Here is a 15,117-nt window from a genome sequence, read left to right as displayed (position 1 = left end):
CCGTCGAGCACGCCATCGGTGAGGGTCAGCAATTCCTCACCGGTGACCATCGACACCGGACACCCGTTGGTGCAGGTCCGCGGCGCACAATCGGCGCTGTCACCGTTGGGATTTTTCGCCTGATCCGAAGCCTCATCGCGAGGCTCATGCCGTTCCATTCGCGTCATGCCGTGGGACTTGTCACGGGCAATGGCCGCCGGATTGGGTACCGTCAGCACCAGCGCATCCCCCGTGCGAACTTCAAGCGGAATAGCCGGTGTCGGCCGCAACGGTGCCGGACCTGCATTGACCATCAGCGGTTTCAACGCGCTCGCATGCCGGGTCAGATCAGGCGCGGAGGTCAGCTCCGCCAGCCGCAACGCCGATGCCGCAAGCCATGCCCGCGCACGGGGTGACTTGATCTTGCCCAATACCTTGGTGCTCAACCGCAGCGGCACACCCATGCCACCCGACACGCACATCAGCAGAAAACTGACCAGCAATTCGGCCCGAACCTCAGCCACCACCTCGGCCAGACACTGCGGCGGCAACATCTTCAGCCAACTGGTAAAGGCCGCCAGATAAATGAACAGCAACGGCTCATCGCCGAGCATCAGCAGGCCATTGGCGATGGCCTCGGAGGACGCTTCAAGCAAGGCATCCAGTTCAGCGCTGGAGAGGTACTGCAGAAGCTTTTCGCTGTTGGCCTGCAAATCGGCGAGCAACGCGAACAGTTGCTTTACGTCATCCCAGACACCATTCAGGGCAGTTTCAAAACCGTGCCAGTCAGCCCGTTGCAACTGCCCGTAACGCTCGGTGAAACCGGCGCTGGAAAACTCCGTCCACTGCGGTTGAAACCCTTCCCATTCCTCACGCAGCCAGCCTTCCAGAACATCAAGAAGACCCTGATACGAGGCATACAACGTCTGGACATGCGCGGTAGAAACATCGGGAAAGAAGGTGATGCGATAACGCTGGCCCCGGTCGCAATCGTCGACCTTGAGAATGCCGCTGGGGCCGATGGTGTAATGCAGCGGTTCGCCGAAACCCAAAACACCGTCGACATCGGAAATGACCGGTTCAAGAATCACCGGCGTATCACCGATCGGCACAAACCTCGCGGCTTCGAACATGTGCACCAGCGTCAGGGAGCCGCTGGCGGAACACATGGCGACAGAGGAACTGATGGGCTTGCGGCTGGCAACCGGTGCACTGAGCCGGACATCGTTGCCGACCTGGAACACCTGTTCGACATCCAACGCGGTGCCCGTCCAGAACTGCTCGGCCCAGGCGTCATAGTTGTTGAGACAGAGGCGAAATTCCTGAAACAGCTTTTCGACGTCGGGCTGATCAGGGTTCAGCGCAGCGACCACCAGCAAACCAATGCTGTTGTTCAGTTTCAGGAGTTGGTCGGATGGAAGCATTCGCAGTCACTCGCGCGCATCAGGGGAATGGCGCGAAACTTTGCGGGGGATCAAACAGGAAAGAAGTCAGCCGAGTAGGCGATGTCTGTAGGGCGATTCTCTAAATGTGCAGGAGGGCGTTCGGCGGACAACCGACATTGCCCGTTGCTCAAACTCGGCCGTGCTCGTTATGCTGCTGAACCCTTTAATCAGATCCGAGCAGCGGCGCTATCCACGCCGCCCGGGATGTCTTTGATAACGGATCCGATGATGAATGCACCGCTGAAGGCGTTCGGCCCGATCAAGGCCGTGATTTTCGACATGGACGGTTTGCTGCTGGACACCGAGGGCATCTACACCGAGGTTACCTCGCTGATTGCCGAGCGTTACGGGCGCACGTTCGATTGGAGCATCAAACAGAACATCATCGGGCGCGGCGCCGGCGATCTCGCGCGTTATGTGGTTGAAGCGCTGGACCTGCCGATCACCGCCGAAGAGTTTCTGGTGATCCGCGAGCCGCTGATGCGTGAGCGTTTTCCCACCGCGCAAGCGATGCCGGGCGCCGAGGAACTGATCCGCCACCTCAAGGCGCACAACATTCCGATTGCGGTCGGCACCAGTTCGTCGCGTCAGTCGTTCGGTCAGAAAACCACCTTGCACCGCGACTGGTTTGCGTTGTTCGACTTCATCGTCACCGCTGACGACCCGGAAGTCGGTGCGGCCAAACCGGCGCCGGACATCTTCCTCACCGCCGCTCGCCGCCTCGGTGTTGCGCCGGAAGATTGCCTGGTGTTTGAAGATTCGCCGTTCGGTGTGACAGCCGCGAAAGCAGCCGGCATGACTGCCATCGCCATTCCCGATGCCGCCATGGCCGATGAAAAATACGCACACGCCGACGGGATTCTTCGTACGTTGAAAGCGTTCACGCCGAGTGCTTGCGGGTTGCCGGCGCTCGACTGGGCTTGATCAAATCGCGAACAAAAAAAACGCCGCCCCTCTGTCAAAGGAGGGGCGGCGTTTTTCGTTATCGACTATCCGATCAATCAGGCGCCGAAACCACCGTCGATGGTCAGGCTGGCCCCGGTGATATAACCGGCCTCCGGGCTTGCGAGGTAGGTGACGAAGCTGGCGATTTCCTCGGCCGTGCCATAACGACCGACGGCCATCAGCGGAATCAGGCTGTCGGCGAACTCGCCGTGGGCCGGGTTCATGTCGGTGTCGACCGGGCCAGGCTGCACGTTGTTGATGGTGATGCCGCGTGGGCCGAGGTCGCGGGCCAGGCCTTTGGTCAGGCCCACCAGTGCAGATTTGCTCATCGCATACACGCCACCACCGGCGAAGGGCATGCGGTCGGCGTTGGTGCTGCCGATGTTGATGATGCGTGAGCCTTCGCCCATGTGTTTGGCGGCTTCCTGGCTGGCGATGAACACGCTGCGCACGTTGATTGCCAGGGTCTGGTCGAAGTCTTCCAGTTTGAAGTCTTCCAGCGGGGCGACGGCCAGTACACCGGCGTTGTTGACCAGAATGTCGAGGCGGCCAAAGGTTTCGACAGTGGCGTTCACCGCGTTGCGGATGGCGCTGGCGTCGGCGCTGTCAGCCTTGATCGCCAGGGCTTTGCCGCCGGTGGCGGTGATGCTGTTTTGCAGTTCTTCAGCCTTGGCGGCCGAGCTGACGTAGGTAAAGGCAACCGCGGCGCCTTCAGCGGCCAGGCGTTTGACGATGGCGGCACCGATGCCGCGAGAGCCGCCTTGAATCAGAGCGACTTTACCGCTGAGGTGTTGAGTGGTCATGTTCGATCTCCAGAAGTTTCAAGGCAGGCTGCCTTGGTGTGGTGTCGAGTATCTGCCCCTCGCCAATAGGCGGGTAGACCGTGGTTGCTATAGTCTGTGTAAACCAAAAGTTTAGAGTGGCGGCCATGGAAACCTTCAGCAGTATCGAATGCTTCGTGCGCAGCGCCGAAGTCGGCAGCTTTGCCGAGGCCGCGCGACGACTGAGCCTGACACCGGCCGCCGTGGGCAAAAGCGTGGCGAAACTGGAAGCGCGCCTCGGCGTGAGGCTGTTCCAGCGTAGCACCCGTCGCTTGACCCTGACGGAAGCGGGGCAATTGTTTCTGAGTGAGGTCAGCGGCAGCCTGACCACCATCCAGAACGCGGTGAACAATCTGGCCAGTGCCGGCGGTCAACCGGCGGGCACGCTGAAAGTCAGCATGGGTACGGTGTTCGGCCGTTTGTACATCGTGCCGTTGCTGGGGGAATTCCTGAAAAGATTTCCGGCGATCAACCCGGACTGGCACTTCGATAACCGCCAGGTCGATCTGATCGGCCAGGGTTTCGATGCGGCGATTGGTGGAGGCTTCGAACTGCCCCAAGGCGTGGTAGCGCGCAGGCTCACACCGGCGCATCGGGTGTTGGTGGCTTCTGCGGATTATCTGGATCGATACGCGCCGATCAGCGAGCCGGACGACCTCAAGCTGCACGACGGCATCCTGATCCGCTCACCGCAGACCGGTCGCGTGCGCTCCTGGCAGTTGACCCATCGCACCCGGCAACACAGCCCGCTGACCCTCAAGGCACGAATGACCATGAGTGATTCCGAAGCCGCCTGCGCCACGGCGGCGCAGGGGTTGGGGATTGCGTTGGTGAGCATGCCGTTTGCCGTCGGTTACCTTGAGGTGGGGACCTTGCAGCGGGTCCTGCCGGACTGGTACGTCGACGACGGCAACATCTCCATTTATTACGCCGAACACAAACTGCTGCCGGGCAAGACCCGGGCGTTCGTCGATTTTGTCATCGAGCAGTTTTCAACCCTGGGCCTCGCCGAACGGTTCAACGCGCAAAACGTGCTGGCCAGCCAATGATGGTTTTCGGCCGTGGCGTCGCATAGGTGCGCACCTTGGAGGTCGACAGGCCGAGGCGCACCAGCGATTCGGCAATGGTCACGGCCGCTGTGACGCCATCGATCACCGGCACCCCGGTGCGCTGACGAATCTTCTCGTCGAGCCCGGCCATGCCGCCGCAACCGAGGCAGATCACTTCGGCTTTATCCTGAGTCACCGCCAGTTCCGCCTGATGCACGATCGCTTCCAGCGCCCGTTGCGGTTCGTGCTCCAGCTCCAGAACCGCAAGACCACTGGCGCGCACCGAGGCGCAGCGATCCCACAGGCCGGAGAGTTTCAGCCGATCCTCGATCAACGGCACGGTGCGATCCAGCGTAGTGACCACCGAATAGGCGTGGCCGAGAAACATCGCGGTACTGGCCGCCGCATCGGTGATGTCCACCACCGGCACGTTGAGCAATTCCTGCAAGCCTTCGCGACCGTGTTCGCCGTAGCCGGCCTGGATCACCGCGTCGAACGGCTGGTCGTAGGACATCACCCGGTCCATCACGGCGATGGCGGCCAGATAACTTTCGAAATTGCCTTCGACTGAATCGGCGCCGAAATGCGGCGTCAGGCCGACGATTTCCGTGCCGGGGGAGGCGACAGCCTGCGCCGAGCGGGCGATGGCCTGGGTGATGGATTCGGTGGTGTTGACGTTGACCACGAGAATGCGCATGGGAAGTCCTTATTGCGGTTGGTTCTGCGGCTCCGGAAAGGGCCGCCAAAAAATTCAGTGGCTGACGTTGTCGACGGCGATGGCTTCACCGTCGACGTCGGCGTAGTGCGGCTGGCGTTTGGCGATGATCAGGTAGAGCATCCCGGCAATGCCGGCGCCGATCAGCCAGGAGAAGGGCGAAACGCTGTGGAAGCCCGGCACCAGCGCCAGGACGATCGCGATCAAGGCGGCCGGAATAAACGCTGCGACCGCCCGCAGATTGACCCCGCGACTGTAGTAATACGCACCGTTCGGGTGTTCGCTGTACAGCTGCGGCACGTGGATCCGGCCTTTGCGGATCAGCCAGTAGTCGACCATGATCACGCCGTACAACGGGCCGAGCAGGGCGCCGAGGCCGGACAGGAAGTACACGATCACCAGCGGGCTGTTGTAGAGGTTCCACGGCAGGATCAGTACGGCAATCGTTGCGCTGATCAGCCCGGCGCGGCGGAAGGTCAGGTATTTAGGCGCCAGGTTGCTCAGCACGAAGGCCGGGGCGACGAAGTTGGCCATAATGTTCACCGCCACGGTGACGATCAGGAACGCCAGGCATCCGAGTACCAGAAAGAACGTGTTGGGGATCGACGCAATGATTTCGGTCGGGCTTTCGATGATCCGCCCGTTGATGTGAAATTGCGCACCGCACAGCAGGACGGTGATCCCGGCGAACACCAGAATATTGACCGGCAGGCCCCAGAAATTTCCGACCTTGATGGTTTTGCGGCACGGTGAAGAGCGAGCGAAATCGCAAAAGTTGAGGATCAGCGTGCCGTAGATCGCCAGCCACAAGGCGCCGCCGGCAAAGATGTTGCGCCACATCTCGGCGCCGGTCAGCGGCTCGCGAATCGACCAGGCAATGGTAGCGTTGGCCTGGGTGTACATCCACGCGGCGAGGCAGGCGACGGTCAGCAGAATCACCGGCCCGGCGAAGGCTTCGTAGCGGCGGACCATTTCCATGCCATACGCCAGAATCCCCAACTGCACAAACCAGATCGCCACGAAACACACCCAGCCCAGGCTCGACAGGCCGAGGATCGAGTTGTGGTCGTAGTCGGCGAAACCGGGATGGATTGCCGTGAGCAACACGCGAAACACCACCGACGCCAGGTACGTCTGAATCCCGAACCAGGCGATGGCGATCACCGCCCGGATCAATGCAGGAATCTGTGCCCCGTGAATGCCGAAACTGATCCGGCTGATCACCGGAAACGGCACCCCGGTTTTCTGCCCCATGTAGCCGGACAGGTTCATGAAGAAGTACACCAGCGCCGCGCCGATCCCCAGCGACAGCAGAATCTGCCAGCCGCCCAGGCCCAAGGCGTACAGACCGATGGCAAACGAGTAGTTGGCGATGTTGTGCACATCGTTGGTCCACAGGGCAAAGATGCTGTATTTGCCCCAGCGCCGTCCTTCGACCTTGGTCGGCGCGAGGTCGCTGTTGTGCAGACGCGGGCTCAGTTGCAGTGGTTCGGCGATGCCATCACCGGGCACGCTGTGGTCGAGGGGTGAAGAGGCGGGCAGATTCAGCGCGATGTTGTTATTGGAGAGACTCGTACGCATTCCGGCAGGCTCCTGATGTTCGGGCCGCGATGACTGTGCATGAGCGTTCGGGCTCGGCAGATCTTCGTCGCGGCGGTGAAAACATCACTGGTTACGGGGCATCTGCAGCCTGTACGGGATAGGGCGCTTCAGGCTTGCGGATCGAAAGTGTGGGTTCATGTTTTGCGGTTTTGTATACAAAACATGTATGCACTAAAGCCAGATCTGTGCCAGTCGGCGATCTATGAAAACCATCGCTGATTTCGAAAAGTTATTGAGGCGAGCCAAGTCGTTGAAATACGAGCGATATAAATTGACCGTTCGAACAGGTATTTATTTTTCGGGAGGGATTTTGGCGAGTGCGAGGAGGGAGTGTTTTTGGAGCTTGATGTAACTTTTCAGGGCGCAGAAACGAAAAGTGCACACATAAATGGCACCGATGGTGACATTCGTGTGTACACATTTTTCAAAACGGGTGGTGAACACTGTGGGAGCTGACTTGCTCCCAAAGGGCAACAGGGATGCTTATGCCTTGCTGATGATGTTCCCGGCATGCAACCCGCATTCTTTTTGGGTCGCTTCTTCCCACCACCAGCGACCTTCACGTTCGTGCTGGTTCGGCAGGACAGGACGAGTGCACGGTTCGCAGCCGATGCTGATAAAGCCGCGCTCGTGCAGGCTGTTGTACGGCAGCTCCAGCATGCGGATGTAGCCCCAGATTTCCTCGCTGGTCATCTGTGCCAGCGGGTTGAACTTGTACAGGGTGCGCTCCGGGGTGGAGAACGCTGTATCGATTTCCATCACCGCCACAGCGCTGCGGGTGCCAGGGCTTTGATCGCGGCGCTGGCCGGTGGCCCAGGCTTTGACGCCGGACAGCTTGCGGCGCAGCGGCTCGATCTTGCGGATCCCGCAGCATTCGCCGTGACCGTCCTTGTAGAAACTGAACAGGCCTTTTTCCTTCACGAACGGTTCAAGTTTCGTGTAGTCCGGCGAGACCAGTTCGATGTCGATCTTGTAGTGCTCGCGCACCTGATCGATGAAACGGTAGGTTTCCGGATGCAGGCGGCCGGTGTCGAGACTGAACACCTTGACGTTCTTGTTCAGCTTCCAGGCCATGTCCACCAGCACCACATCCTCGGCGCCGCTGAAAGATATCCACAGGTCATCGCCGAACTCGGCGAACGCGAGTTTGAGGATGTCCTGCGCGGATTTGTTGGCATAGGTCGTGGCGAGTTCCACGACGTCGAACGTTGGGCTCATCAGGGCGGCTTCCTACAGGTCGGTGGCGCTGGGCGCTCTATATGGCGGCGATGGTAACAAAAAGCAACGCGCGCCGGGGCAGCCTCTGCGTTGCGCGCTCCAGGTCGAGCCGCTAGAGTTCGGGCTCGCTCGGCTCAATAAACATTACAAATGGAGTGTCCTGTGGAAATTGCCTGTCTTGATCTTGAAGGGGTGCTGGTGCCGGAAATCTGGATCGCCTTCGCCGAAAAAACCGGAATCGAATCGCTCAAGGCCACCACCCGGGACATTCCCGACTACGACGTGCTGATGAAACAGCGCCTGCGCATCCTCGATGAGCATGGCCTGAAACTGTCGGACATTCAGGAAGTGATCGCCACGCTCAAGCCGCTGGACGGCGCGGTGGAGTTCGTCAACTGGCTGCGCGAGCGTTTCCAGGTGGTGATTCTGTCGGACACCTTCTACGAGTTTTCCCAGCCGCTGATGCGTCAGCTGGGCTTTCCGACCTTGCTCTGCCACCGACTGATTACCGATGACAGCGGGCGGGTGACGAGCTATCAGTTGCGTCAGAAAGATCCGAAACGCCAGTCGGTTCTGGCTTTCAAGAGCCTGTATTACCGGGTGATTGCGGCGGGGGATTCCTACAACGACACCAGCATGCTGGGCGAAGCGGATGCGGGGATTCTGTTCCATGCGCCGGATAACGTGATCCGCGAGTTTCCGCAGTTTCCGGCGGTGCATACGTTTGCGGAGTTGAAGCAAGAATTCCTCAAAGCCTCGAACCGCGACCTGTCCCTGTAATCACATTCCTTGATCGTTCCCATGCTCTGCGTGGGAATGCCTCAATGGACGCTCTGCGTCCGCTTTGGGACGCAGAGCGTCCCGGGCTGCATTCCCACGCAGAGCGTGGGAACGATCAACAAACGTCAGAGGTTCTGCAGGGTTTCGAGCAGGACTCTGACCTTGGTGATCGATTCCTGATACTCCGCTTCCCAGTCAGAATCGGCGACGATTCCGCCACCGCCCCAGCAACACACTTGTCCATCCTTCACCAGCAGACTGCGAATGGCGATGGAGCTGTCCATCTCGCCGCGCACGTCCAGATACAGCAACGAACCGCAATACAAACCACGCCGGGTCGGCTCCAGCTCATCGATGATCTGCATCGCACGGATTTTCGGTGCGCCGGTGATCGAGCCGCCGGGGAAGCTGCCGGCAATCAGGTCCAGGGCGTCGCGATCCTGCGCCAGTTCGCCGGTCACGCTGCTGACCAGGTGATGCACGTTCGGATAGCTTTCCAGGCTGAACAGCTCTGGCACTCGCACCGAGCCGATACGGCAGGTGCGGCCCAGATCATTGCGCAGCAGGTCGACGATCATCAGGTTTTCCGCGCGATCCTTGGGGCTGGCCAGCAATTCGGCGGCGTTCGCCGCGTCCTCGGTCGGGTTCGCGCCACGGGGACGGGTGCCCTTGATCGGGCGGGTTTCCACCTGACGCTGGCTGACTTTGACGAAACGCTCGGGCGACACGCTCAGCACTGCGTTGCCGTCGGGCAGGCTCTGGAACCCGGAAAACGGTGTCGGGCAGGCCTCGCGCAATTTGCAGTAGGCCAGCCATGGATCGCCCTGGCACGGCGCGCGGAAACGCTGGGCGAAATTGACCTGATAGCAGTCGCCGGCCTGAATGTAATGCTGGATACGTTCGAACGCCTGACGGTATTCATTGGCCGAGAGATCGGCTGCCATCGGGCTGTTCAGTTTGAATGGGGTCAGTTCCGTGCCCACCGGTTGGCTGAATACATCGATCAACCGCTGTTTCTCGCTGGCGCTGACTGAGGGGTGGAACACAAGTTGGCTGGTGGCCGATTGGTGATCGCTGATCAAGGCCCAGTCGTACAGACCAAATCGCGCATCGGGCAATTGCAGGTCATCCAGGGCCTGACTCGGCAGGTTTTCCAGATGACGGCCGAAGTCGTAGCTCAGGTAACCAATCAGGCCACCAGCGAAAGGCAATTCGTAGTCGTCGGGCAATTGCGCGTCGCCCAACCGGGTCAGATTGGTCCGTAGGCGTTGCAGGAAATCTTCTCCGCGCTCGTCCGGCAACACCGCCAGTTGTTCCAGCGGCCAGGCGCTGAGCAAGTCATAACGGCCACGATCGGCACTCGGCCGGCCACTGTCGAGCAGCACGGCGCCGGGCGCATGGCGGACGGCCGCAAAATAGTCGGCGGGGTTGGCGCGGTAGGGCAGCGGGTGTACGGAACAGGTCAACATGGGCGGGGCAGATCGGCCATCGAGGCGGGGTGGGGATTGTAGTCCCCTCCGGGAATTGCTCCTAGAGGGGATGTCGGGGATTGGCAGGTCGGCGGCAGGAAGTGCGACTCAGCCCTCGACCGCCGGAATATGCCCAAACAACTCCTGAGCAAACGCCACGCGCTCTTCAACCGTTTCAGTCACACCACGTGCCTTGAGCTCTTCCAGATGCGCTTCCACCGCATGGGTGCGCAACGTCAGCCCGCAATCGTTGGCAATCTGGATATTCAGCCCCGGCCGCGCATTCAGCTCCAGAATCAGCGGGCCTTTCTCTTGGTCCAGCACCATGTCCACGCCGATGTAACCCAGGCCGCACAACTCATAGCAACCGGCGGCAAGCTTCATGAATCCGTCCCAGTAGGGCAGTTGCACGCCGTCCACCGCGTTGGTGGTGTCCGGGTGTTTGGCGATGATGTTGTTCAGCCAGGTGCCGCGCAGGGTCAGGCCGGTGGCCAGGTCGACCCCGACGCCGATGGCGCCCTGGTGCAGGTTGGCCTTGCCGCCGGACTGACGGGTCGGCAGCCGCAGCATCGCCATCACCGGGTACCCCATCAGCACGATGATGCGGATGTCCGGCACGCCTTCGTAGCTGATGCTCTTGAAGATCTGGTCCGGGGTCACCCGATACTCGATCAGCGCCCGGTCGCGGTGGCCGCCCAGCGAATACAGGCCGGTGAGGATGCTGGAAATATGGTGCTCCAGCTCTTCGTGGCTGAGGATCTTGCCCGATACCGTGCGATAGCGGCCTTCGAAACGGTCGGCGATGACGATGATGCCGTCACCGCCGGCACCCTGGGCCGGCTTGATCACGAAGTCGCTGCGCCCGCCGATGATCTCGCCGAGCTTGTCGATTTCTTTCTCCGTGGAAATCACGCCATACAGTTCCGGCACGTGAATGCCGGCCTTGATCGCGCGCTCCTTGGTGATGATCTTGTCATCGACGATCGGGTACAGGCTGCGCTTGTTGTACTTGAGCACGTAGTCGGCGTTACGCCGATTGATGCCCATGATGCCCCGGGCTTCCAGGGCCTTCCAGGTCTTCCAGAAACCGAACATCAGGCGTCAGCCTTCTTCAGGAAAGCCTTGAAACGCACCAGTTCAGTCAGGCGGTAGCCGCGATAGCGACCCATGGCCAGCATGAAGCCCACCAGAATCAGCAGGATCGCCGGGAAGGTGAACACGAAGTACACCAGCTCCGGAACGGTCATGATCAGGTGCGCCAGGGACGCCGCGAACAGCGTGCCGATCGCCACTTTCATGGCATGGCTGGCACCGCGTTCTTCCCAGGTGATCGACAGGCGTTCGATGGTCATGGTCAGAATCACCATCGGGAACAGCGCCACCGACAGGCCACGCTCAAGACCGAGCTTGTGACTGAACAGACTGATCGCCGCAATCAGCACCACCACGAACGTCAGCACCACCGACAGGCGCGGCAGCATTTGCAGCTTCAAGTGTTCCAGATACGAGCGCAGCGATAACCCGAGCGCGGTGATCACGGTAAACAGCAGGATGCCGAAGCCCAGTTGCGTTTCGCGGAAGGCCAGAGCGATCAGCACCGGTGTGAACGTGCCGAGAGTCTGCAGGCCGATCAGGTTGCGCAGGATCAGGATCACCAGCACGCCGATCGGGATCATCACCATGATCATGAAGGTCTGCTGGGTTTGCAGCGGCAGGCCGTACAGCGAATATTCGAGGAAGTTGGCGTCGGTGTTTTCGTCGGTCAGCTTGGCCAGACGAATAGCGTTCATCTCGCTGTTGTTCAGGCTGAAGGTCACGTTGGCTTTCTTGCCGCCGTCGACGGTGATCAGGTTTTCATCACCGCTCCACCACAGCAGGCGATCGGTCGGCAGGCCTTGCTCGCCGGTTTCCGGGTTGAAGTACAGCCAGTCGGTGCCGTTGAAGCTGCGCAGCCACAGTTCCGGGGTTTGCGGCTGATCGGCGACGAGGCGGATGGTGTGGACTTTCTCCACCGGCACGTGGGCGATGGACAGCAGCAGTTCGACGATCTTGGCTTTGTGCGGCGTCGAGGGATCGCCGGCCAGCAGCAGTTTCACGTTGTCGTCGTTGACGTTGTTGACGCGTTTGATTGCCTCGCCAATGAAGGTCTCGACGTCGGCCGAGTGCTGGCGTATCGGCGCGAGCAGGGCTTCGGCGGCGATCTTTTCCGGGCCTTCGATGGCCATGCTGTCGCGGAAGGTCGGGCCTTTGATCTTGGTTTTTTCAGCGGTGTAACGCTTGGTCAGCACCAGACGGTAATAAAGGGTCTGGTTGCCCTTGGCCCGGCGCGCCGACCAGGTGACCTTGCGGTTGCCGTCGACACGGTTGACCGCCACGCCATAGTTGTTGGAGATGAAGCTTTCATTGAGGCTGACGTAATCGCGGCTCAGGGGCGGCACGAACATCTGGATCTTCACCGGATCCTTGGTGCTGGCGACGAACTCGACCTTGGCGTCGATGTTCCACAGGTCGTCGGTGGCGTCTTCGGTCACCGGGATGCCGAGCACGAAAATCTGATAGGCCGTAACCGAAACGCCCAGCAACACCAGGATGGTGATCAGGACTTTCAGGTGGAAGGTTAGAGAACGCATGGAAATTACTCGGCGGTATGAGCGGCGATGGCGCAGGCGGGTTTGCCGGCAGCGTATTTAAGACTGGGATCGACCAGCGCATCGAAGCGTTTCAGCGCCTCGGAGCCGATCAAAAGCGGGTATTGGAACGCACTACGGTCGGTCAGGTTCACTTCGATGCTGCGCATTGCCGAACCCATGCAGATGTCCAGCTCGATCACCGGGCGGGCGGTGTACTTCTTGCCTTCTTCCGGATCGTAGTCGCCGGCGCGGCGCTTGATCTTGCTGACCCGGGCCAGCGGCCGTTCGATCGGGTGCGAATGCGCGGCGTCGATGGCCAGGTAGAAACGTACCCAGGACTCGCCGTTGCGTTTGAAGCGTTTGATGTCGCGGGCGCTCAGGGAGGCGGTTTTCGCCCCGGTGTCGAGTTTCGCCGCCACTTCCAGGTTGATCCCGTCGAGGGCAGCGTATTCGTTGAGGCCGTACACGGTCTTTTCCCCCGCCGCGGCGAGGCCGGGCAGGCAAAACAATGCAAAGAATGTGGGGAAGGGCTTGAGTCTCATAAATCCTGGCGAGCAGCGTTCCGTTCTCGGTTCAGGGCCATGGCATCAGGAAATCCTGTCTGCCCATGCGCCTTCGTGTGCCTATCAGCTTTTTATGACAAGCCGTGCAAATGACTCGCAAATGCGGGCGGCATTCTAGCACGGTGGTTTTATGGCGCCAGCGCCGGTGCCGGTCTATAACCCTTGGGGCTGATATGAAGGCTTATTAGACGATTGTCGACAATCTGCATTTATCCTTTGACTGGTGCGGGCTGATTCGCTAGTTTTTGCCGCATTGGATTTGAAGGTGTCGACAATATGCTGGATCAACTCGATCCCCCGGTGATCAGCGGTGACGATTCCGAGACGCTCTCGGAAAACGTCTTCCGGCGCATTCAGGCGGCCATCGTCAAAGGTGAGATCGCCCCGGGCAGCAAGATCTCCGAGCCGGAACTGGCGCGCACCTACGGCATCAGCCGCGGGCCGCTGCGCGAGGCGATCCATCGACTGGAAGGCCAGCGCCTGCTGGTGCGCGTACCGCATGTCGGTGCGCGGGTGGTGTCGCTGAGCCACGCCGAATTGCTCGAACTCTACGAAATCCGTGAATCCCTCGAAGGCATGGCCTGCCGTCTGGCGGCCGAGCGCATGACCGTCGAAGAAATCGACGAACTGCGCCGGGTGCTGGAAACCCATGAGCGCGATGCGGCGTTTCAGGCTGGCGTCGGCTACTACCAGCAGGAAGGCGATTTCGACTTTCACTACCGGATCATCCAGGGCAGCGGCAACCGCACCCTCACGCAAATGCTCTGCGGCGAGCTCTATCAACTGGTGCGCATGTACCGCATCCAGTTTTCCACCACGCCCAACCGCCCGCGCCAGGCCTTTGCCGAACACCACCGGATTCTTGATGCCATCGCCGACCGTGACGGCGAGCTGGCGGAATTGTTGATGCGCCGTCACATCGGCGCCTCGAAACGCAACATCGCCCGTCACTACCAGGACGGCGCCGACAACAAGACAGCCACTGAACGAGGTGAGTCATGAGTTCCAACAAGAGCACTCCAGGCCAGCGTTTCCGCGATGCGGTCGCCAGCGAACATCCGCTGCAAGTGGTCGGCGCGATCAACGCCAACCACGCGCTGCTGGCCAAGCGCGCCGGTTTCAAGGCGATCTACCTGTCGGGTGGCGGGGTGGCGGCCGGCTCCCTCGGCGTGCCGGACCTGGGCATCACCGGCCTGGATGACGTGCTGACAGACGTGCGCCGCATCACCGACGTCTGCGACCTGCCGCTGCTGGTGGACGTGGACACCGGTTTCGGCGCCTCGGCGTTCAACGTGGCCCGCACCGTCAAGTCGATGATCAAGTTCGGCGCGGCGGCGATTCACATCGAAGACCAGGTCGGCGCCAAGCGCTGCGGCCACCGTCCGAACAAAGAAATCGTGACCCAGCAGGAAATGGTCGACCGCATCAAGGCCGCCGTCGATGCCCGCACCGACGACAGCTTCGTGATCATGGCCCGCACCGATGCGCTGGCCGTTGAGGGTCTGGAATCGGCACTGGATCGCGCCGCCGCGTGCATCGAGGCCGGCGCCGACATGATCTTCCCGGAAGCCATCACTGAGCTTGAGATGTACAAGCTGTTCGCCAGCCGCGTGAAAGCGCCGATTCTGGCCAACATCACCGAATTCGGCTCGACGCCGCTGTACACCACCGAGCAACTGGCGGGCGCCGACGTTTCGCTGGTGCTGTACCCGCTATCGGCGTTCCGCGCGATGAACAAGGCTGCGGAAAACGTCTACACCGCGATCCGCCGCGACGGCACCCAACAGAATGTCATCGACACCATGCAGACTCGCATGGAGCTTTACGATCGCATCGATTACCACACCTTCGAGCAGAAGCTCGACGCGTTGTTTGCGGCGAAGAAGTAAGCCGCAACCGTA

General features: G+C 60.7%; 13 protein-coding genes and 1 pseudogene. 5 read left to right on the top strand and 9 right to left on the bottom strand.

The genetic code is table 11. From position 1 onward, the window contains the following. Positions 1–1,403: pseudogene (locus tag JKA62_RS10990) on the bottom strand (type IV secretion protein Rhs); the annotation flags it as partial. 249 nt (positions 1,404–1,652) lie between these two features. On the opposite strand from JKA62_RS10990, the gene JKA62_RS10985 reads away from it, so the two are divergent. Then, a complete protein-coding gene (locus tag JKA62_RS10985; RefSeq protein WP_007960113.1) occupies positions 1,653–2,348 on the top strand; it encodes an HAD-IA family hydrolase in 696 nt (231 codons plus the stop codon). Between the two features lie 77 nt (positions 2,349–2,425). On the opposite strand, the gene JKA62_RS10980 is transcribed toward JKA62_RS10985, so the two are convergent. Then, on the bottom strand, positions 2,426–3,172 hold the full coding sequence (locus JKA62_RS10980; protein WP_011333233.1) for a 3-oxoacyl-ACP reductase family protein: 747 nt from the start codon (positions 3,170–3,172) through the stop codon (positions 2,426–2,428). A 125-nt stretch (positions 3,173–3,297) separates the two neighbouring features. Here JKA62_RS10980 and JKA62_RS10975 point away from each other — a divergent pair, with 125 nt between their 5' ends. Then, complete coding sequence (locus JKA62_RS10975) at positions 3,298–4,239, top strand: LysR family transcriptional regulator (protein ID WP_041475183.1); 942 nt, start codon at positions 3,298–3,300, stop codon at positions 4,237–4,239. Here the strand turns inward: JKA62_RS10975 and JKA62_RS10970 are convergent. The 3 genes from JKA62_RS10970 to JKA62_RS10960 all read right to left on the bottom strand — a co-directional run bounded on the left by JKA62_RS10970 (position 4,208) and on the right by JKA62_RS10960 (position 7,774). Further along, on the bottom strand, positions 4,208–4,936 hold the full coding sequence (locus JKA62_RS10970) for an aspartate/glutamate racemase family protein (RefSeq protein ID WP_007960127.1): 729 nt from the start codon (positions 4,934–4,936) through the stop codon (positions 4,208–4,210). The genes JKA62_RS10975 and JKA62_RS10970 overlap by 32 nt on opposite strands. Before the next feature lie 54 nt (positions 4,937–4,990). Then, positions 4,991–6,535, bottom strand: a complete 1,545-nt coding sequence (locus tag JKA62_RS10965) for an NCS1 family nucleobase:cation symporter-1 (RefSeq protein WP_011333235.1) — start codon at positions 6,533–6,535, stop codon at positions 4,991–4,993. 504 nt (positions 6,536–7,039) lie between these two features. Then, the gene (locus JKA62_RS10960; RefSeq protein ID WP_007960132.1) at positions 7,040–7,774 is read right to left on the bottom strand and encodes a phosphoadenylyl-sulfate reductase; all 735 of its coding nucleotides are present in this window, start codon (positions 7,772–7,774) and stop codon (positions 7,040–7,042) included. Positions 7,775–7,936: 162 nt separating this feature from the next. Between JKA62_RS10960 and thrH the strand changes: the two genes are divergently transcribed. After that, on the top strand, positions 7,937–8,554 hold the full coding sequence (gene thrH / locus JKA62_RS10955) for a bifunctional phosphoserine phosphatase/homoserine phosphotransferase ThrH (protein ID WP_011333236.1): 618 nt from the start codon (positions 7,937–7,939) through the stop codon (positions 8,552–8,554). A 125-nt stretch (positions 8,555–8,679) separates the two neighbouring features. On the opposite strand, the gene pabB is transcribed toward thrH, so the two are convergent. From pabB to rloA, 4 genes are all read right to left on the bottom strand, one after another. Further along, the gene (gene pabB / locus JKA62_RS10950) at positions 8,680–10,023 is read right to left on the bottom strand and encodes an aminodeoxychorismate synthase component I (protein ID WP_011333237.1); all 1,344 of its coding nucleotides are present in this window, start codon (positions 10,021–10,023) and stop codon (positions 8,680–8,682) included. 108 nt (positions 10,024–10,131) lie between these two features. After that, positions 10,132–11,118, bottom strand: a complete 987-nt coding sequence (locus JKA62_RS10945; protein ID WP_064378740.1) for an alpha-L-glutamate ligase-like protein — start codon at positions 11,116–11,118, stop codon at positions 10,132–10,134. Further along, positions 11,118–12,653 (bottom strand): osmotic stress tolerance membrane protein RloB, encoded by a 1,536-nt coding sequence (rloB, locus tag JKA62_RS10940; protein ID WP_007951967.1) that lies wholly within the window; start codon positions 12,651–12,653, stop codon positions 11,118–11,120. Before rloB ends, JKA62_RS10945 begins: the two co-directional genes overlap by 1 nt. A gap of 5 nt (positions 12,654–12,658) precedes the next feature. After that, positions 12,659–13,195 carry a retropepsin-like aspartic peptidase RloA gene (gene rloA / locus JKA62_RS10935; protein WP_011333239.1) on the bottom strand — a complete coding sequence of 179 codons (537 nt, stop codon included), beginning with the start codon at positions 13,193–13,195 and terminating at the stop codon, positions 12,659–12,661. A 300-nt stretch (positions 13,196–13,495) separates the two neighbouring features. On the opposite strand from rloA, the gene JKA62_RS10930 reads away from it, so the two are divergent. Next, entirely contained in the window at positions 13,496–14,218 is a 723-nt protein-coding gene (locus tag JKA62_RS10930; RefSeq protein WP_181457890.1) for a GntR family transcriptional regulator, read from the top strand. Continuing rightward, a complete protein-coding gene (gene prpB / locus JKA62_RS10925) occupies positions 14,215–15,105 on the top strand; it encodes a methylisocitrate lyase (protein WP_007951973.1) in 891 nt (296 codons plus the stop codon). Before JKA62_RS10930 ends, prpB begins: the two co-directional genes overlap by 4 nt. The last annotated feature ends 12 nt before the right edge of the window (positions 15,106–15,117 follow it).

It is taken from the genome of Pseudomonas sp. B7, assembly GCF_016735645.1.
Taxonomy (GTDB): domain Bacteria; phylum Pseudomonadota; class Gammaproteobacteria; order Pseudomonadales; family Pseudomonadaceae; genus Aquipseudomonas; species Aquipseudomonas glycinae.
The sequence above is the reverse complement of the archived record's forward strand: the minus strand, read 5'-3'. Positions and strand labels throughout refer to the sequence as shown.